Consider the following 19204-nt stretch of genomic DNA (forward strand, 5'->3'; position numbering starts at 1 on the left):
CCCCGAATCCACCGTGAAAAGCCGATTGCCATGAATGCCGCCAAACGCCTGGAAATCTTCCGTCGCCTGCACGAAGACAACCCCGATCCCAAGACCGAGCTGGCCTACACCACGCCCTTCGAACTGCTGATCGCGGTGATCCTCTCCGCCCAGGCCACCGACGTCAGCGTCAACAAGGCCACCGCCAAGCTTTACCCGGTGGCCAATACCCCGGAAGCCATCCACGCGCTGGGGGTGGAGGGCCTGTCGGAGTACATCAAGACCATCGGCCTGTACAACAGCAAGGCGAAGAACGTCATCGAGACCTGCCGCATCCTCATGGAGAAGCACGGCAGCCAGGTGCCGGACAACCGCGAGGACCTGGAGGCCCTGCCCGGCGTGGGCCGCAAGACGGCGAACGTGGTGCTCAACACCGCCTTCCGCCAGCCGGTGATGGCGGTGGACACCCACATCTTCCGCGTCAGCAACCGCACCGGCATCGCCCCGGGCAAGACCGTGCTGGAGGTGGAGAAGAAGCTGGTGAAGTTCGTGCCGAAGGACTACCTGCTCGACGCCCACCACTGGCTGATCCTCCACGGGCGCTATGTGTGCGTCGCCCGGAAGCCGCGTTGCGGAGCCTGCCGGATCGAGGATCTGTGCGAGTACAAGGCGAAGACTTCGGACGATTGAGCGGACCCTGCACAGTCCTGGTTTTCAATTGAAAAAATCTTTTTTACCGGCCGATTCTTTGTCGCTATAAGGTGCGCCATCACCGCCCCGCATCGTGGAGTGACCTGAATGAGCACTGTCAAAGAAGAGATCGAGATCGAGGAAGACTTCATCGCCGAGGAAGCGGAAGAAGCCGAGGCGCCTGCCGAAGTGGCCAAGACCAACCTGACCAAGCGGCGCATCATCGACAACTACCTCGAAGAGCGTCGCCTGCAGAAGCAGTTGAACGACTACGACTTCGATCTGTGATCGACAGCGCCTGAAAGAGCCCCGCACATGCGGGGCTTTTTGTTGGCCGTGCACCGCCAGCCGCGCGTTGCAGAGCAGGACGGTTGCACGGCGCTGAAGAGCAGCAGAAAGGTGCGGACAGCATTCATGCCGTGCAGTCGGGCGCTGCAGCGGCAGCCCGCAAACGCATCCGCCGGTGCTCAGTGAGCAGGCGAGAACGGCAGGTCACAGAGGGGTGCCGCAGGACAGCAGCAAGAAGGGGACAAACAAAAGGCCCGTCGCTTGGACGGGCCTTTCGCTTGGAGACTCAGACGCGGGCGACGTCTTCCGCCTGCAGGCCTTTCTGGCCCTGGATCACCGAGAACTCGACCTTCTGGCCTTCGACCAGGGAACGGTGACCTTCGCCGCGGATAGCGCGGTAGTGAACGAATACATCCGGACCGCTTTCACGCTGGATGAATCCATAGCCTTTAGCGTCATTGAACCACTTGACGGTTCCGACCTCACGATCAGCCATTACTACTCTCTCCAAACTCGCAATTTTGTTGTTGGCCCCAATCCTGGGACTTAGACGGGTTGGTAAAGACGTATTTTTCTCGATATCCGACCGCGGTCTGACGAGGCGTGGGCGGGTACTCCGAAAGGCGTTCTTTTAACCACCGCGCCCGGAGTATACGACAGGAAATGCTACAGAAAAGCACTTTTTTCCGGCATGCGGAAAACGCCGTGAGACTAGGTGTTCACGCCCTTTTCCGGGGCTTTCGCGTCACAAAATGGGGCATTTCGGCGAAGGCGCTCCGGGCCCCTGGGCAGGGCCCGGAAACGCCCTGAGGTTCACTTCGCCGAGAGCAGTTCCTCGAGCTTTCGGGCCAGTGCCTGGTACTGGAACGGCTCGATCAGGTAGGCCCAATCGGTACGCCCCGGCACCTGGTCGTCGAGCTTTTCCTGGCCGGTCAGGCGCAGCCAGTACTGCTCACCCTGCCCCAGCAGTTCGCCGGTGAGGCGGCCGCCGGCGAAGGTCTGCAGCTCGAAGCTGAGCAGTGGCTTGTCCTTGAACTGGACCTGGTCCAGCGGCGCGGCGTCGGCGAACTGCAGGCCGGCGAACACCGCCGCCATGCCGTTGGCGGCCGCCTCGTAGGCCAGCTTGCGACCGGCCGGCAACTGGCGGACCTTCATGTTCGGCTCGTTCTCGGCATCGCGGTACACCGTCAGTGCCTTGCCCTGGAGGTAGCGGACTTCGACCTGGCGCACGTTGGAGAAGGGGATGGCGGCGATGCGCCGGTCGAGCCAGGCCAGCTCGGTCTCGGGCAGCTCGATGCGCCGGTCGATCAGCCAGCTCTGGTTGTCGCCGGGCAGGCGCACCAGTTGCCCTTTGCCCTGCTGGCCGGGCTTGCCGATCAGCAGGTCCTGCTGCGGCAGGCCGTTCTGCCCACGCACCACCAGGCGCAGGGCCTGGCCTTCGCCAGGCTTGTCGGCCAGGCCCAACTGGGCATGCAGCTCCGGCTTGGCGGTACGCGCCTCGACACGGCGCGCCTCGCCCAGGGCCCGCAGCAGCTCGGCCACGGCGCGGGCGTCGGCGGGGTAGCCGGCCTTGTCCGCCACCACCCAGGTGGACTCGCGACGCGCCAGATGCACCGGCGGTTGACCGGGCCGCTGCACCTCGATGGCGTCGATGTCGGCCAGCCGGCCTTGCAGGGCCAGTAGCCAGGCCTGGGCCTGCGCCCCCGGCGTCGGCCCCGCCTGGCGCTGCAGCGCCAGGTAGGTGCCGCCCAGTGCGGCGGCCAGGATGAACAGGAAAATGAAAGCCTTGCGTCCCATGTTCTCTCCTCAGGCCCGGCGGCGGCGCCAGGCCCACAGCAGCAGCACGCCCAGGGTCAGCACCAGCGGCACCAGGGCGATGTTGATGAACTTGAGCGTGCGGCCGAGCTTCTCGATGTCGGCGTTGAGCTGGTAGTTGACCTCGCGCAGTTCCTTGCGGATGCGCAGCTTCTCCTGCATGAACTGCTGCAGGGTGGCCTGCTGCTCGGGGGTCAGCTCCAGGGCCTTGGCCGGGTCCTGGTTCTGCAGGCTGGCCAGTTTTTCCTCGGTCTCGGACAGGCGCTGCTTGAGGGCCTGCTCCTGCTCGCGGAAACGCACCTCGGCCTGACGTTGGAGGTCTTCCACCACGGTGAAGGGCCGGGTGAAACGACCGCGGGAGCGCACGCTGATCAACGCTTCAGAGCCGGAGAGGTTGTCCAGGGCGTTGATGGCAAAGGCGGAGTTGTCTGCCCAGGGCTGCGGCACGCGCTGGCCGAAGAAGTCCTGCACCTGCACCCACATGCGGTCGCTGAGCATGTCGGTGTCGGCGACCACGATGACGTTGATGTTGTCCGCGGACTTCAGCCCGTCCTTGCGCCCTTCGATGCCCTCGGGGAACGCGCTCTGTGCCGGCCCGCTGACACGGGCCGCGACGGTGTAGCGGTCACCGCTGGGGTTCAGTTCGCCCATCAGCTCCTGCGGGTTGCGCAGCATGGCGAAGCGCTGGGCCTCGAAGGGCATGGCGTACTCGGAGCTGTGGATCAGCGGCACGAAGTGGGTCTTGGCGCCGTCCAGCGGACGCAGGATGCCGGCGGTGGCGACCGTCAGGGTCTCCAGGTTGGCGGTGGCCACGTCGCTCGGGTCCAGCGCCTGGCGCGGCAGGGTCAGCCAGGCCGGATGACGGGCCGGGCGCTCGCCCTGGCCCATGCTCACCGACATGGCGTAGGCACCGTCGCCCAGTACCTTGCCGGGCAGCATCTCGAAGCCCCAGGCCTTGAACAGCGCCGGCAGGTCGGAGCTCTTGCCCTCGCCGCCCATCTCACCAGGCATCGGCATGGCGTGGTCGGCCTCGCTCCAGGGGTCGACGAAGGCCAGCAGCTTGCCGCCGCGCAGGACGAACTGGTCGATGGCGTACTGGGTCTGCTCGGACAGGTTCTTCGGGTGCACCAGCAGCAGCACCGAGACCTTGTCGGGGATCTGGTCGACGTCGGGCTTGAGGCTCTCGATCTGGAACAGCTGGCGGATTTCCTCCATCACCATCCACGGCGAGCTGGGCTGTTGGGTCTGCATGTCGAAGCCGCCGTTGAGCGGCAGCCCGGAGAGCACGCCGACCACCGGACGCTGGGGATGCGCCAGGCTCTGCACCAGGCGGCTGACCTCGTATTCGAGGAACTCTTCCTGGTCCAGCGGGAAGAACGGGATCACCTGGTGGTCGTCGACGCTGTTGGTGCCGGCCAGGCCGAAGTAGATGGCGTCGCCGCCCTGTTGGGCCGGTACCGCCTGGAGGCCGAACTCGGCGGCCTTGTCCTCGTCCTCGGAGAAGGGCTCGGGGTCGACGATGTGCAGCTTGATCTTGCCGTCCGCCGCCTGGGCGTAGGCCTTGAGCATCTCCTCCACGCGGCGGGCGTAGTTGCGCAGCACCACCAGGTCCTTGGCGGACTTGTCGGAGTAGAAGAAGTACAGGTTGATGGGCTCGTCCAGCTCCCCGAGGATCTGCCGGGTGCCGTCGGAAATGGTGTAGAGCTTCTGCTCGGTGAGGTCGAGACGGGCGTTGGTCAGCGCCAGGCCCGAGACCATGTTGAACGCCAGGAAGGCCAGGGCGATGAGCAGCAGGCCGGCGCTGGAATACATCAGTTTCTTCATGTCAGTCGGCCTTCTTCAGATCGACCACCACGGCGGTGGCGGCCAGCCACGCGGTGATCAGGGAGAGGAAGTAGAGCAGGTCGCGGAGGTCGATCACGCCCTTGCTGATGGCGTCGAAGCGGGTCAGGAAGCTCAGCGAGGCGACCGCGTCCAGCAGCCATTGCGGAGCCCAGGCACTGAAAGCGTCGAGCACCAGCGGGAAGCCGCTGACGATGAACAGGAAGCACACCACCACGGCTAGGATGAAGGCGATCACCTGGTTCTTGGCCAGCGCCGACATGCACGAGCCCACCGCCAGGTAGGAGCCGGCCAGCAGCCAACTGCCGATGTAGCCGGTGACGATGGCGCCGTTGTCCGGCTCGCCCAGGTAGTTGACGGTGATGACCATGGGGAAGGTCAGCAGCAGTGCCAGGCCGGCGAAGGCCCAGGCAGCGAGGAACTTGCCGGTGACCGCCTCGAAGCGGGTGACCGGCAGGGTCATCAGCAGTTCGATGGAGCCGGATTTGCGCTCCTCCGCCCACAGGCGCATGGCGATGGCCGGCACCAGGAACAGGTAGAGCCAGGGGTGGAAGTTGAAGAAGGGCGCCAGGCTGGCCTGACCGCTTTCGAAGAAACCGCCCAGGTAGAAGGTGAAGACCCCGGACAGCACCAGGAAGATCACGATGAACACATAGGCCAGCGGGGTGGCGAAATAGCTCGCCAGCTCGCGCTTGAAGATGACCGGCAACTGCTTCATGCCGCTTCCCCCCGGGTCAGGCTGCGGAAGACTTCATCGAGGCGGCCGCGCTCCACGTCCAGCTCCTTGACCCGCCAGCCGCGCTGGTGGATGAGCTGGTTGACCTGCGGGAAGATCACCTCGCCCGGCTTGGCCAGCACCGTCAGGCCACCGCCGGCGGTGTTTTCCTCGACACCGGCGACGCCCGGCAGCACGGCCAGCGCCAGCGGATCGAGGGGCTCGTCGGCCACCAGGGTCACCGCCTGGTGGTAGCGGGAGCGACGCTCCAGCTCGTAGGGGGTGTCGTCGGCCACCAGCTTGCCGGCGGCGATCACCACCGCGCGGGTGCATACCGCCGTCACCTCTTCGAGGATATGGGTGGAAATGATCACGATCTTGTCCCGAGCCAGGCTCTGGATGAGCTGGCGCACCTGGTGCTTCTGGTTCGGGTCGAGGCCGTCGGTGGGCTCGTCGAGGATCAGCACGCGGGGATCATGAAGGATGGCCTGGGCCAGCCCGACGCGGCGCTTGAAGCCCTTGGACAGGGTCTCGATGCTCTGCCCGAGTACCTTGTCCAGCTCCACCTGGCCGGCGGCCTGGGCGACGCGGGCCTTCTTCTCGGCGCCACGGAAGCCGCGGATCTCGGCGATGAATTCGAGAAAGCCGCGCACCGTCATGTCGCCGTAGCAGGGCGCGCCCTCGGGCAGGTAGCCGAGGCTGCGCTGGGCCTGCAGGGTCTGGGTCTGGATGTCGTGGCCGAAGATGCTGGCGGTGCCGGAGGTCGGCGCCAGAAAGCCGGTGAGCATCTTCATGGTGGTGGACTTGCCGGCACCATTCGGCCCGAGGAAGCCGAGCACTTCCCCCGGCTCGACCGCGAAGGACAGGTCGTCCACGGCGGTGTGCTGCGCGAATCGTCTGGTCAGTTTTCTTATGTCGATCATGGCCTCTACCCCAACGGGAAAAGCCCCCGGCCATGCTGGCCTCAGGGGCCCTGCAAAACGCCGGCGGACTATAAGGAGTCTCCCGGCGGCATAGCAAGACAGCGAAGCGTGCCGAAAGTTTCCTGCTGTAACGTGGGATTTCGCCCAGCAAAAGCCGGCTCCGGCTTTTTGCGGCGGGTCAGCGAATACGGCACACTAGCCGCCCCGAGCACACGCTCGTTCCACACCACGACGCCCGTATGACCCGTTCCCCGTTCCGCCGCCTGGCCTTCGGCACCCTGCGCCGCCTCCTCTACCTGTGGGTGCGCTCGGAAACCATCAACCAGTCCGCCTTCACCCTCAAGCTCGACCGCAGCAAGCCCGTGCTCTACGTGCTGCAGCAACCCTCGGCCAGCGACCTGGCCGTGGTGGACCGGGAATGCACCAAGGCCGGGCTGCCGCGCCCGGTGCTGCCGGTGGCGGTGGGCGACAGCCTGGAGCCGGCCGCCTTCTTCTACCTGACCCCGGAGCCGGGCTGGTTCGGCGGGCAGGACAAGCGCGGCACCTCGCCGACCCTGGTGCGGGTGCTGGACGCCATCCAGCAGCACGCGGTGGACGACGCGCAGATCATTCCGGTGACGGTGTTCTGGGGCCAGTCCCCGGACCGCGAAACCAGCCCCTGGAAGCTGCTGTTCGCCGATAGCTGGGCCGTGACCGGGCGCCTGCGCAAGCTGGTCAGCATCCTCATCCTCGGACGCAAGACCCGGGTGCAGTTCTCCGCCCCCATCCACCTGCGCGAGCTGATCGCCCAGGGCAAGGGCCCGGAGCGCACCCAGCGCATGGTGCAACGCATCCTGCGGGTGCACTTCCGCAACCAGAAGACCGCCGTGATCGGCCCCGACCTCTCCCACCGCCGCAACCTGGTGAAGGGGCTGGTGCATGCGCCGCTGGTGCGCCAGGCCATCGCCGAGGAGGCCGAGCGCGAGAAGATCAGCCCGGCCAAGGCCGAGGCCCAGGCGCTGAAGTACGGCAACGAGATCGCCTCCGACTTCGCCTACACGGCGATCCGCTTCCTCGAAGTGGTGCTGAGCTGGTTCTGGAACAAGCTCTACGAGGGCATCAAGGTCAACCACATCGAGGGCGTGCAGGACATCGCCCAGGGTCACGAAGTGATCTACGTGCCCTGCCACCGCAGCCACATCGACTACCTGCTGCTGTCCTACCTGCTGTTCCGCAACGGCCTGACGCCGCCGCACATCGCCGCCGGTATCAACCTCAACATGCCGGTGATCGGCGGTCTGCTGCGCCGTGGCGGCGCCTTCTTCATGCGCCGTACTTTCAAGGGCAACCCGCTGTACACCTCGGTGTTCAACGAGTATTTGCACACCCTGTTCAGTCGCGGTTTCCCGGTGGAGTACTTCGTCGAGGGCGGACGCTCGCGCACCGGCCGCATGCTGCACCCGAAGACCGGCATGCTCGCCATCACCCTGCGCAGCTTCCTGCGCTCCTCGCGCCTGCCCATCGTCTTCGTCCCGGTGTACATCGGCTACGAGCGCGTGCTGGAAGGCCGCACCTACCTGGGCGAACTGCGCGGTGCAAGCAAGAAGAAGGAATCGATCTTCGACATCTTCAAGGTCATCAGCGCCCTGAAGCTGCGCTTCGGCAGCGTCGCGGTGAACTTCGGCGAGCCGATCAAGCTGGCGGAGTTCCTCGACCAGCAGCAGCCGGACTGGCGCGCCCAGGAGCTGGGGCCGCAGTTCCGCCCGGCCTGGCTCAACGACACCACCAACCGCCTGGCCGTGCGCATCGCCCGCCACCTCAACGACGCGGCGGCGATCAACCCGGTCAACCTGGTGGCCCTGGCGCTGCTCTCCACCAGCCGCCTGGCGCTGGACGAACGCGCGCTGACCCGCGTGCTCGATCTCTACCTGACCCTGCTGCGCGCGGTGCCCTACTCGCCCCACGCCACCCTGCCGGAAGGCAACGGCCAGGCGCTGATCCAGTACGTGCAGAGCATGGACCTGTTGGCCGAGCAGAAGGACGCCCTGGGCAAGATCCTCTACCTGGACGAGCAGAACGCCGTCCTGATGACCTACTACCGCAACAACGTGCTGCACATCTTCGCCCTGCCGGGACTGCTGGCCAGCTTCTTCCAGAGCAGCGGACGCAGCAGCCGCGAGCAGATCCTGCGCTACACCCGCGCCCTGTACCCCTACCTGCAGGCCGAGCTGTTCATCCGCTGGAGTCTGGACGAGCTGGACGCGGTGGTGGACCAGTGGCTGGCCGCCTTCGTCGAGCAGGGGCTGCTGAAGGTGGAGAACGACGTGTACGTGCGCCCGGCGCCCAGTTCACGGCAGTTCGTGCTGCTGACGCTGATGTCCCGCGCCATCGCTCAGACGCTGCAGCGCTTCTACATGGCCATCGCCCTGCTGCTCAACGCCGGGCAGAACCAGCTCACCGCCGAGGAACTGGAGAACCTGTGCACCGTCATGGCCCAGCGCCTGTCGATCCTCCATGGCCTCAACGCCCCGGAATTCTTCGACAAGACGCTGTTCCGCCACTTCATCCAGACCCTTCTGGACCAGCGCGTGCTGCGCCAGGACGAAGCCGGCAAGCTCAGCTACCACCCCGAGCTGGGTGACCTGGCGGAGGGCGCGGCCAAGCGCGTGCTCACCGCCGAGATCCGTCTCTCCATCCGCCAGGTGGCGCTGGAGCGCCAGACGGACGAAGCCCCCCGGGACGAGCCGCAAGCCGACGTGTCCTGATGCAAGCGGGCGGCTTCGGCCGCCCGCTTTCTGCTTCGCCCACTAGAAGAAATACCCTACAAGCTGGACAGAATTGCCCGAGGGGCTGCCTGTCCCGCCCTCAGTACCATGGCGGCTGCGCATTGCGCGTCCTTCTGCCCTCTTCACCCAGGGAACCCCCATGCTGCTGAGAACCATCACCGTCGAGAACGGCCAGCGGGAAGCGTTCAACGCCGCCGTGCTGTGCAGCCTCACCATCCCCGAGATAGAGGGCAACGTCCTCGTCTACACCCTCAATGAAGCCGCGCCCCAGGGCACGTCGTGGGTTTACCTCGCCGCCCTGGTGCCTCTGGTCGAGGGAGGATACCAGCTCAGCAGCCTGGACGACCGCGCCTGCCAGGTCGCCCGCCAGGTGCTGCGTCAGATCGTCGGCGGCGCACGTTCCGCGAACCGCGATGCGGCCGCTGCCTACCATTTCATCCGCATCGAACGCCTGGGCCCGCCCCTCACCCCGCACCCCACCTGCCTGGAACAACATCATCCGCTGTCCCTCGGCCCCGGCGCCATCCAGACGCTGCTGGCCTGCCGCAGCAGCGACAAGGTCGGCGAGCCGTTCTATTCGCGGCACTTGCTGCCCTACCAGCCCTACGAGTCCCCCCTGGAAGACGCACCGGTGGCGGCAGTTGAACCCCAGCAGGCGGCGGTCGCCCCCGCCTCAGCACCCCACAGCGTCAGCCGCAGCGAACAGATGCTCAGGGAGGTGCAGGCTACCCTCAACACCCTGGTGGACATGGCCGGCATCTTCACTGGCAACCAACAAGACGGCGGTCATCCTCACCCGAACCACAAGCTGGCCGAGCGCGAGCACCAGTTGCAGGCCCGAGAAGCCCGGCTGCAGGCGCTGGAAGCCCAACTCCACGCACGCCAGAACGAACAGGAGCAACGCTGCAAACGGCTGACCGAACACGAAGCCGCCCTCGATCGTCGCGCTGCGGAGCTGGACGTGCAGGTCGAGAAGCTGTTGGCCGCCAAGGAACGCCTCCGCCGGCTGATGCGCACCGTCAATGAGAACGTGCACGTCGGTAATACCCTGGGCACCATCGGCAACGCCCTGCCCGTCGTCGATGACTGATCCGACAGTGCCCGCCATCTCGGTGGGCGCCTCCACTGTGCTGACGCTCTATAGTGTGTGGGGTCAAAACACGGAACGCCCCCATGAAAAGAACCCTGCCCCTGCTCTTCACCAGCCTGCTGCTCGGTGCCTGCACCACCCAGCCTTCGTCCTCGATGGCGCACCTAGAAGGCGAGGTGTACTACCTGCAGCGCATGGCCCTGCCGCCGGACGCGACGCTGCGGGTCACCCTGGAGGACGTTTCGCTCGCCGACGCCCCAGCCCGCGAACTGGCCCACCAGCAGGGCCGCATCGAGGGCCAGGTGCCCCTGGCCTTCCAGCTCAGCTACGACCCGGCCAACCTGCAGAGTGGCCATGAGTACGCCGTGGCGGCACGCATCGAGCTCGACGGCAAGCTGATGTTCATCAGCAGCGAACGTCACTCGGTTAAACTCGACGGCACCGACCCGCAGCCCCTGCGCATCCGGGTCGACCCGGTTCGCTGATCCGAACCCCACCAGCCCAAGGAAGCCCTCATGTTCCGACTCACTGCCCTGGTCGCCGGCCTGGCCCTCTCCGTCAACGCCTTCGCCCTCTCCCTCAGCGACCTCAGCCAGCAGGACGCCGCCGGCGGCCTGAAGGATGCCCTCACCCAAGGCGCCAAGGTGGCCGTGCAGCAGCTCGGCAAGCCGGGCGGCTTCAGCAACAACCCCGAGGTGCGCATCGAACTGCCCGGCAAGCTGGGCAAGGCCGCCAAGACCATGAAGATGATGGGCATGGGCGACCAGGTGGAACAACTGGAAACCAGCATGAACAAGGCCGCCGAGGCCGCCGTGCCGCAAGCCCAGGCCCTGCTGGTGGACGCGGTGAAGAAGATGACCGTACAGGACGCCAAGGGCATCCTCACCGGCCCGCAGGACTCCGCCACCCAATACCTGAACAAGACCAGCCGCGAGCAACTGCGCGCCAAGTTCCTGCCCATCGTGAAGAAGGCCACCGACCAGGTCGGCCTGGCGCAGCAGTACAACAGCTTCGCCGGCCAGGCCGCGAGCTTCGGCGTGGTGGACGCCAAGAGCGCCAACATCGAGAGCTACGTGACCGAAGAGGCGCTGGATGGCCTGTTCAAGATGATCGCCGAGCAGGAAGCGAGCATCCGCCAGAACCCGGCCGGTGCCGCCACCAGCCTGGCGAAGAAGGTGTTCGGCGTGCTCTGAGCCTGCCCGCTACAAGAGAAAGCCCGGCATCTGCCGGGCTTTTTTGTCAGTCGTTGCGCGAAGGCGACAGCAACTCGATCTTGTAGCCGTCCGGGTCCTCGACGAAGGCCAGGATGCTGGTGCCGTGCTTCATCGGCCCCGGCTCGCGGGTGATCTTGCCGCCACGGGCGCGGATGTCCTCGCAGGCCTTGTAGACGTCGGCCACTTCCAGGGCGATGTGGCCGTAGCCGGTGCCCAGCTCGTACTTCTCCACGCCCCAGTTGTGGGTCAGCTCGATCACGCTGTTGTGGGCTTCGTCGCCGTAGCCGACGAACGCCAGGGTGAACTGGCCGTCCGGGTAGTCCTTGCGGCGCAGCAGGGTCATGCCCAGGACTTCGGTGTAGAAGGCGATGGATCTGTCCAGATCGCCGACGCGCAGCATGGTATGCAGCAGTCTCATCAGGGATTCCTCTTGGTTGCCCGATCAGGGCTTATAAAAGCAGAACCCCGGCTCGTGGCCGGGGTTCCTTTTGGCACGGGGCGCTCAGCTTATCAGAACAGCTTGCGGCCCTTGCCGGCGGCGATGCGCATGCGCAGGGCGTTGAGCTTGATGAAGCCCGCCGCGTCCGCCTGGTTGTACGCGCCGCCGTCTTCTTCGAAGGTGGCGATGTTGGCGTCGAACAGCGAGTCGTCGGACTTGCGACCCACGACGATGACGTTGCCCTTGTACAGCTTCAGGCGCACCACGCCGTTCACGTTGGCCTGGGAGGCGTCGATCATCTGCTGCAGCATGAGGCGCTCGGGGCTCCACCAGTAGCCGGTGTAGATGAGGCTGGCGTACTTGGGCATCAGCTCGTCTTTCAGGTGGGCCACTTCGCGGTCCAGGGTGATGGACTCGATGGCGCGGTGGGCCTTGAGCATGATGGTGCCGCCGGGGGTCTCGTAGCAGCCGCGGGACTTCATGCCGACGTAGCGGTTCTCGACGATGTCGAGGCGGCCGATGCCGTTCTCGCCACCGATGCGGTTCAGCTCGGTCAGCACCTGGGCCGGGGTCATGTCCTTGCCGTCGATGGCGACGATGTCGCCGGCGCGGTAGGTCAGCTCAATGTAGGTCGGGGTGTTCGGTGCGGCTTCCGGGGACTTGGTCCAGCGCCACATGTCTTCTTCGTGCTCGGTCCAGGTGTCTTCCAGCACGCCGCCCTCATAGGAGATGTGCAGCAGGTTGGCGTCCATGGAGTACGGGGACTTCTTCTTGCCGTGACGCTCGATCGGGATGCCGTGTTTCTCGGCGTAGTCCATCAGCTTCTCGCGGGACAGCAGGTCCCACTCGCGCCAGGGGGCGATGACCTTGACGCCCGGTTTCAGCGCATAGGCGCCCAGCTCGAAGCGAACCTGGTCGTTGCCCTTGCCGGTTGCGCCATGGGAGATGGCGTCGGCGCCGGTCTCGTTGGCGATTTCGATCAAGCGCTTGGCGATCAGCGGGCGTGCAATGGACGTGCCCAGCAGGTATTCGCCTTCGTAGATGGTGTTGGCGCGGAACATCGGATACACGAAGTCGCGGACGAACTCTTCGCGCAGGTCATCGATGTAGATTTCCTTGACGCCCATGGCCTGGGCCTTGGCACGGGCCGGCTCGACCTCCTCGCCCTGGCCGAGGTCGGCGGTGAAGGTCACCACTTCGCAGTTATAGGTATCTTGCAGCCACTTCAGGATCACCGAGGTGTCCAGGCCACCGGAATAAGCCAGGACAACCTTCTTCACGTCCGCCATGCCATCAACTCCACGGGGTTGTACGAAAACCGGTGATTCTACTGACCCTGGCGGCCAAATTACAGTGGCGCGACAGACAATGACGACCAGGCGACAGATTCTTTCGATCCGGCGCCGCTCAAGAAGCGGACGCCGGCTTGGCAGGAGCGGGACTGGCGGTCGGGGGCACGGCAGGGGCCGTGGCGGGTGCGGCAGGGGCCGTTGCCGGCTCGGTAGCCGGCGCGGCGGCTGGGGTCTCCGCCGGGGGGGCCTCGGGCTCCTTGGACAGGACCACCGCCACCCGGCGGTTCTTGGCGCGGTTGGCCTCGTTGGTGTTGGGCACCAGCGGATAGCGCTCGCCATGGAAACGCATCACCATCTGCGATTCCGGCACACCATTGGCCTTGAAGTAATCGAACACCGCCAGCGCCCGACGCCGCGACAGGTCGCGGTTGGTCAGGCGGTTGCCGGAATTGTCGGAGTGGCCGTCGATTTCGATGTGATTCACTGCCGGGTCGGCTTTCATGTAGTCGAGGACGATCTCCAGCTTGGCGCGAGCCCTCGGATCGAGCGTCACGCCACCACCGGGAAAGCCCAGTTCCAGCTTCTTCACCTGGTCGAAGTTCACCGGCAGCAGCTTGGCGGTGCAGGCCAGGTAGTCGTTGTAGGCCTTGTTGAAATGCACCGGCAGCAGGCGCACCTCCAGAGCGTCCCCGCCCTGTTGGGTGCGGTGGCGCACCAGTGGGCTGCGCCCTTCCAGCAGGCCGGTGAGCAGGCGCCCACCCTGCAACTGGTTGCTGTTGAACGGCACCTCGCCGTTGCCCACCGCCACGGCACCGAGGTTGATGTCGCCGCGCCCGGGCTGCCAGGGCGCCGCCGCCGCCAGCAAAGTCGCCTGGCCGCCGCCCATCCAGCGCTCGTTGGGCTTGAGGCGGAAGGTGACCTGCTCGCCGGCACGGCGGACGAACTCACCGCTGCCGAAGTCGGTGATCAGCTGTGACAGGCGGCACTCGAACTTGTCTCCTTCCACCTTCCACTCCACCTTCTCCAGGCGGGTCTGGAAGGTGATGGCCATGGCCGGCAGGGCAATGAGGCTGAGCAGGGCGATGGGAAAAGCGCGCACGGCTGGCTCCGGGGAAAGACGTCAGGTTCACAAGGGCTATCGGTGCGAAGGCGGAAAACTTAAGCGCCGTTCAGCGCCATCGCCGCTGACGCGCCGCCCGTGCCCCGGCCGGGCTTTTCCGGTAGCATGCACGCCGAGTTTCACCCGCCTGGAATCCCCCCATGTCCGACCGCCTGACCCTGCTGCGTCCCGACGACTGGCACATCCACCTGCGTGATGGCGCCGTACTGGCCCACACCGTGGCCGATGCCGCGCGCACCTTCGGCCGCGCCATCATCATGCCCAACCTGGTGCCCCCGGTGCGCAACGCCGAGGAAGCCGACGCCTACCGCCAGCGCATCCTCGCCGCCCGTCCGGCCGGCAGCGGGTTCGAACCGCTGATGGTGCTGTACCTCACCGACCGCACCCGCCCCGAAGACATCCGCGCCGCCAAGGCCAGCGGCTTCGTCCACGCCGCCAAGCTCTATCCGGCAGGCGCCACCACCAACTCCGACTCCGGGGTGACGCGCATCGACGCCATCTTCCCGGTACTGGAGGCCATGGCAGAAGTCGGCATGCTGCTGCTGGTGCATGGCGAAGTGACCCGCAGCGAGATCGACGTGTTCGACCGCGAGAAGGCTTTCATCGACGAGCACCTGGTGCGCGTCGTCGAGCGCTTCCCCACCCTGAAGGTGGTGTTCGAACACATCACCACCGGTGACGCCGTGCAGTTCGTGCGCTCGGCCTCCAGCAACGTGGGCGCCACCATCACCGCCCACCACCTGCTGTACAACCGCAACCACATGCTGGTGGGCGGCATCCGTCCGCATTTCTATTGCCTGCCGATCCTCAAGCGCAACGTGCACCAGGAAGCCCTGCTGGACGCCGCCACCAGCGGCAGCCCGCAGTTCTTCCTCGGCACCGACTCCGCGCCCCACGCCCAGCACGCCAAGGAAGCCGCCTGCGGCTGCGCCGGCTGCTACACCGCGTACGCGGCCATCGAGCTGTACGCCGAGGCCTTCGAGCAGCGCAACGCCCTGGACAAGCTGGAAGCCTTCGCCAGCCAACACGGCCCTGATTTCTACGGCCTGCCGCGCAACACCGACACCATCACCCTGGTACGCGAGGACTGGACCGCTCCGGCCACCCTGCCCCTGGGCGCGAGCAGCGTGGTGCCCCTGCGCGCGGGCGAAACCCTGCGTTGGCGACTGCTGGAGGGCCAGGCGTGAGCGAGGAATTCTTCGACGACGAACTCGACGGCAGCCTGCCGTCCGGCCCGCGCCACCCGATGGCGGCACGCTTCCGTGGCTACCTGCCGGTGGTGGTGGACGTGGAGACCGGTGGTTTCAACTGCGCCACCGACGCCCTGCTGGAGATCGCTGCCACCACTATCTCGATGGATGAAGGCGGCTTCCTCTACCCGGACCACACGCACTTCTTCCGGGTCGAGCCCTTCGAGGGCGCCAACATCGAACAGGCCGCCCTGGAGTTCACCGGAATCAAGCTGGACCACCCGCTGCGCATGGCCGTGACCGAGGAACATGCCCTGGGCGAGATCTTCCGGGGCCTGCGCAAGTCCATCAAGGCACACGGCTGCAAGCGCGCCATCCTCGTGGGGCACAACAGCAGCTTCGACCTGGGCTTCCTGAATGCCGCGGTGAACCGTACCGGCATCAAGCGCAACCCCTTCCACCCCTTCTCCAGCTTCGACACCGCCACCCTGGCGGGCCTGGCCTACGGCCAGACGGTGCTGGCCAAGGCCTGCCAGGCCGCCGGCATCGAGTTCGATGGCCGCGAGGCACACTCGGCACGCTACGACACCGAGAAGACGGCCGAGCTGTTCTGCGGCATCGTCAACCGCTGGAAGGAAATGGGCGGCTGGATCGACGACTGATCCCACCACCACGAAAAAGGCCGCCCGTACCTGGTACGCGCGGCCTTTTTTGTCTTCCAGCACTGCAACAAAACGGGGGCCGAAGCCCCCGTTCTCGTTCCCCAATCAGGCCCGCTCGGCCGGCTTGACCCTGAACCAGGCCGCGTAGAGGGCCGGCAGGAACAACAGCGTCAGGGCGGTGGCGACGATCAGCCCGCCCATGATGGCCACCGCCATGGGGCCGAAGAACACGCTGCGCGACAGCGGGATCATCGCCAGCACCGCCGCCAGGGCGGTGAGCACGATGGGCCGGAAGCGCCGCACCGTGGCTTCGATGATGGCGTGCCAGCGATCCAGGCCGGCGGCGATGTCCTGCTCGATCTGGTCCACGAGGATCACCGAGTTGCGCATGATCATCCCCGACAGGGCGATAGTGCCGAGCATCGCCACGAAGCCGAATGGCTGGCGGAACACCAGCAGGAACAGGGTCACGCCGATCAGCCCCAGGGGCGCGGTGAGGAACACCATGGCCGAGCGCGAGAAGCTCTTGAGCTGCAGCATCAGCAGCGTCAGCACCACCACGATGAACAGCGGTACACCGGCGTTGACCGACTTCTGCCCGCGCGCGGAATCCTCCACCGTGCCCCCCACCTCCAGCAGGTAGCCGCTGGGCAGCTCGGCGCGGATCGGTTCCAGGGTCGGCTGGATCTGCGTCACCAGGCTGGCCGGCAGCGACTTGTCGTAGATGTCGGCGCGCACGGTGACCGTCGGCAGGCGGTTGCGGTGCCAGATGATGCCTTCCTCGAAACCGTATTCCAGGGTCGCCACCTGGGACAGCGGCACGCTGCGGCCACTGTCGGTGGGCACTGCCAGGCTCGGCAGCAGGGCCAGTTCCTCGCGCTCGCGCGGGGTGCCGCGCAGAAGGATGTCGATCAGCTCGTTGTCTTCGCGGTACTGGCTGACGGTGCTGCCGCTGAGGGAACTCTGCAGGAAGCGCGACAGGTCGGCGGTGCTCACGCCCAGGGCGCGGGCGCGGTCTTGGTCGATGTTCAGCCGCACCACCTTGCTCGGCTCCTCCCAGTCCAGGTGCACGTTCACCACGTGGGGGTTCTCGCGCACCTTGTCGGCCACCTTGCGAGCCAGGGCGCGGACTTCGTCGATGTGCTCGCCGGACACGCGGAACTGCACCGGGTAACCCACCGGCGGGCCGTTCTCCAGGCGGGACACGCGGGTGCGCACTGCCGGGAATTCGTCGTTGAGCACCTGGATCAGCCAGCTGCGCACCGCCTCGCGGTCCTCGATGGTCTTGGCCAGCACCACGAACTGGGCAAAGCTCGCCGCCGGCAACTGCTGGTCGAGGGGCAGGTAGAAGCGCGGCGACCCGGTGCCGACGTAGGCCACGTAGTTGTCGATGCCGGGGTGATCCTTGAGCAGGGCCTCCAGGCGCGCGGCTTCAGCCTCGGTGTTGAGCAGGGACGCGCCCTCCCCCAGCTTGAGGTCCACCATCAGCTCCAGGCGCCCGGAGGCGGGGAAGAACTGCTGGGGCACGAAACGGAACAGCGCGATGGAGGCGACGAACGCCACCAGGGTCAGCACGATGACTGTCTTGCGCCGGCGCACGCACCACTCCACCACACGCCGCACGCGCTGGTAGAAGGGCGTGGCGTAGGGGTCGTGGGCGCCGCTGCCGCCATGTTTCTCGGCGTGGCGCTTGGCCAGGTCGGGCAGCAGCCGGTCCCCCAGGTAGGGCACGAAGACCACGGCAGCGATCCAGGACACCAGCAGGGCGATGGTCACCACCTGGAAGATCGAACGGGTGTACTCGCCGGTGCCCGATTGCGCGGTGGCGATGGGCAGGAAGCCGGCGGCGGTGATCAGCGTGCCGGTGAGCATGGGGAAGGCCGTGCTGGTCCAGGCGTAGCTGGCTGCCTTGAGCCGGTCGTAGCCCTGCTCCATCTTGATGGCCATCATCTCCACCGCGATGATCGCGTCGTCCACCAGCAGCCCCAGCGCCAGCACCAGCGCGCCGAGGGAAATCTTGTGCAGGCCGATGCCCAGGTAGTACATGGCAGCGAAGGTCATCGCCAGCACCAGCGGGATGGACAGCGCCACCACCAGGCCGGTGCGCAGGCCGAGGGAGAAGAAACTCACCAGCAGCACGATGATCAGCGCTTCGGTAAGCACCCGGACGAACTCGCCCACGCCGGTCTTCACCGCCGCCGGCTGGTCGGAGACCTTGCGCAACTGCATGCCGACCGGGAGGGTTTCCTGCAGGCGGGCGAACTCGCCCTCCAGCGCCTGGCCGAGGACCAGGATGTCGCCCCCCGACTTCATCGATACCGCGAGGCCGATGGCGTTTTCGCCCATGAAGCGCATGCGCGGCGCCGGCGGGTCGTTGAAGCCCCGGCGCACCTCGGCCACGTCACCGATGCGGAAGGTGCGATCCCCCACGCGGATCGGGAAGTCGCGAATCTCCTTCACCGAATCAAAGCGCCCGCTCACCCGCAGTTGCACGCGGTCGGTGGGCGTCTCGAAGAAACCGGCGGCGGCCACGGCGTTCTGTTCTTCCAGCGCCTGCTGCACGGCTGCCAGCGGCAGGCCGAGGGTCGCGGCCTTGGTGTTGGAGAGTTCGATCCAGATCTTCTCGTCCTGCAGGCCGATCAGCTCGACCTTGCCCACGTCCTTCACCCGCTGCAGTTGCAACTGGATGCGGTCGGCGTAGTCCTTGAGCACGGCGTAATCGAAGCCCTCACCGGTGAGGGCATAGATGTTGCCGAAGGTGGTACCGAACTCGTCGTTGAAGAACGGCCCCTGGATGCCCTGGGGCAAGGTGTAGCGGATGTCGCTGATCTTCTTGCGCACCTGGTACCAGAGCTCGGGAATCTCGTTGGAGTGCATCGAGTCCCGCGCCAGGAAGGTGACCTGGGATTCACCCGGCCGGGAGAACGACACGATGCGGTCGTACTCGCCGGTCTCCATCAGCTTCTTCTCGATGCGCTCGGTAACCTGGCGGGACACCTCTTCGGCACTGGCGCCGGGCCAGTTGGTGCGGATCACCATGGCCTTGAAGGTGAAGGGCGGGTCTTCGCTCTGCCCCAGCTTGGAGTACGACAGGGCACCGACGATACCCAGGAGCAGCATGACGTAGAGGACGATCTGACGGTTTTTCAGCGCCCAGGCGGAGAGGTTGAAGTTCACCGT

17 protein-coding genes are annotated in these 19204 nt (G+C 66.2%); 8 read left to right on the top strand and 9 right to left on the bottom strand.

All coding sequences use genetic code 11. The annotated features are described in order from the left end of the window. Window positions 1-30: 30 nt before the first annotated feature. Window positions 31-669, top strand: a complete 639-nt coding sequence (gene nth / locus A9G05_RS12540) for an endonuclease III (RefSeq protein WP_069561301.1) — start codon at window positions 31-33, stop codon at window positions 667-669. A gap of 108 nt (window positions 670-777) precedes the next feature. Then, window positions 778-957, top strand: coding sequence for a PA3496 family putative envelope integrity protein (locus A9G05_RS12545; protein ID WP_044413248.1), 180 nt, complete (start codon window positions 778-780; stop codon window positions 955-957). Window positions 958-1243: 286 nt separating this feature from the next. Here A9G05_RS12545 and A9G05_RS12550 read toward each other — a convergent pair whose 3' ends face one another. The 5 genes from A9G05_RS12550 to A9G05_RS12570 all read right to left on the bottom strand — a co-directional run bounded on the left by A9G05_RS12550 (window position 1244) and on the right by A9G05_RS12570 (window position 6252). Then, window positions 1244-1453: a cold-shock protein gene (locus A9G05_RS12550; RefSeq protein WP_044413245.1), complete on the bottom strand. Its 210-nt coding sequence runs from the start codon at window positions 1451-1453 to the stop codon at window positions 1244-1246. A 317-nt stretch (window positions 1454-1770) separates the two neighbouring features. Continuing rightward, window positions 1771-2754 carry a DUF4340 domain-containing protein gene (locus A9G05_RS12555; RefSeq protein ID WP_069561302.1) on the bottom strand — a complete coding sequence of 328 codons (984 nt, stop codon included), beginning with the start codon at window positions 2752-2754 and terminating at the stop codon, window positions 1771-1773. Between the two features lie 9 nt (window positions 2755-2763). Beyond that, the gene (locus tag A9G05_RS12560) at window positions 2764-4596 is read right to left on the bottom strand and encodes a Gldg family protein (protein WP_069561303.1); all 1833 of its coding nucleotides are present in this window, start codon (window positions 4594-4596) and stop codon (window positions 2764-2766) included. Between the two features lies 1 nt (window position 4597). Continuing rightward, window positions 4598-5332, bottom strand: a complete 735-nt coding sequence (locus A9G05_RS12565) for an ABC transporter permease subunit (protein ID WP_069561304.1) — start codon at window positions 5330-5332, stop codon at window positions 4598-4600. Then, the gene (locus A9G05_RS12570; RefSeq protein WP_069561305.1) at window positions 5329-6252 is read right to left on the bottom strand and encodes an ABC transporter ATP-binding protein; all 924 of its coding nucleotides are present in this window, start codon (window positions 6250-6252) and stop codon (window positions 5329-5331) included. The genes A9G05_RS12565 and A9G05_RS12570 overlap by 4 nt, the downstream gene beginning before the upstream one ends. 239 nt (window positions 6253-6491) lie before the next feature. Between A9G05_RS12570 and plsB the strand changes: the two genes are divergently transcribed. From plsB to A9G05_RS12590, 4 genes are all read left to right on the top strand, one after another. Next, complete coding sequence (gene plsB, locus A9G05_RS12575) at window positions 6492-8996, top strand: glycerol-3-phosphate 1-O-acyltransferase PlsB (RefSeq protein WP_069561306.1); 2505 nt, start codon at window positions 6492-6494, stop codon at window positions 8994-8996. 160 nt (window positions 8997-9156) lie between these two features. Beyond that, window positions 9157-10107 carry a hypothetical protein gene (locus A9G05_RS27650; RefSeq protein ID WP_069561307.1) on the top strand — a complete coding sequence of 317 codons (951 nt, stop codon included), beginning with the start codon at window positions 9157-9159 and terminating at the stop codon, window positions 10105-10107. Window positions 10108-10190: 83 nt separating this feature from the next. Further along, the gene (locus A9G05_RS12585; RefSeq protein WP_069561308.1) at window positions 10191-10592 is read left to right on the top strand and encodes a YbaY family lipoprotein; all 402 of its coding nucleotides are present in this window, start codon (window positions 10191-10193) and stop codon (window positions 10590-10592) included. Between the two features lie 30 nt (window positions 10593-10622). Continuing rightward, entirely contained in the window at window positions 10623-11300 is a 678-nt protein-coding gene (locus tag A9G05_RS12590) for a DUF4197 domain-containing protein (RefSeq protein WP_044413226.1), read from the top strand. A 46-nt stretch (window positions 11301-11346) separates the two neighbouring features. On the opposite strand, the gene gloA is transcribed toward A9G05_RS12590, so the two are convergent. The 3 genes from gloA to A9G05_RS12605 form a co-directional block, all read right to left on the bottom strand. Then, a complete protein-coding gene (gene gloA / locus A9G05_RS12595; RefSeq protein WP_069561309.1) occupies window positions 11347-11739 on the bottom strand; it encodes a lactoylglutathione lyase in 393 nt (130 codons plus the stop codon). A gap of 92 nt (window positions 11740-11831) precedes the next feature. After that, window positions 11832-13049 carry an argininosuccinate synthase gene (locus A9G05_RS12600; protein ID WP_069561310.1) on the bottom strand — a complete coding sequence of 406 codons (1218 nt, stop codon included), beginning with the start codon at window positions 13047-13049 and terminating at the stop codon, window positions 11832-11834. A 118-nt stretch (window positions 13050-13167) separates the two neighbouring features. Beyond that, window positions 13168-14151, bottom strand: a complete 984-nt coding sequence (locus A9G05_RS12605) for an OmpA family protein (protein ID WP_069561311.1) — start codon at window positions 14149-14151, stop codon at window positions 13168-13170. A gap of 161 nt (window positions 14152-14312) precedes the next feature. Here A9G05_RS12605 and pyrC point away from each other — a divergent pair, with 161 nt between their 5' ends. Beyond that, window positions 14313-15359, top strand: coding sequence for a dihydroorotase (gene pyrC / locus A9G05_RS12610; RefSeq protein ID WP_069561312.1), 1047 nt, complete (start codon window positions 14313-14315; stop codon window positions 15357-15359). After that, complete coding sequence (gene rnt / locus A9G05_RS12615) at window positions 15356-16024, top strand: ribonuclease T (protein WP_069561313.1); 669 nt, start codon at window positions 15356-15358, stop codon at window positions 16022-16024. The genes pyrC and rnt overlap by 4 nt, the downstream gene beginning before the upstream one ends. Window positions 16025-16129: 105 nt before the next feature. On the opposite strand, the gene A9G05_RS12620 is transcribed toward rnt, so the two are convergent. Next, on the bottom strand, window positions 16130-19201 hold the full coding sequence (locus A9G05_RS12620; protein ID WP_069561314.1) for an efflux RND transporter permease subunit: 3072 nt from the start codon (window positions 19199-19201) through the stop codon (window positions 16130-16132). Between the last annotated feature and the right edge of the window lie 3 nt (window positions 19202-19204).

The sequence above is a fragment of the Pseudomonas sp. ENNP23 genome, from assembly GCF_001728945.1.
In the GTDB taxonomy this organism is placed as follows: domain Bacteria; phylum Pseudomonadota; class Gammaproteobacteria; order Pseudomonadales; family Pseudomonadaceae; genus Metapseudomonas; species Metapseudomonas otitidis.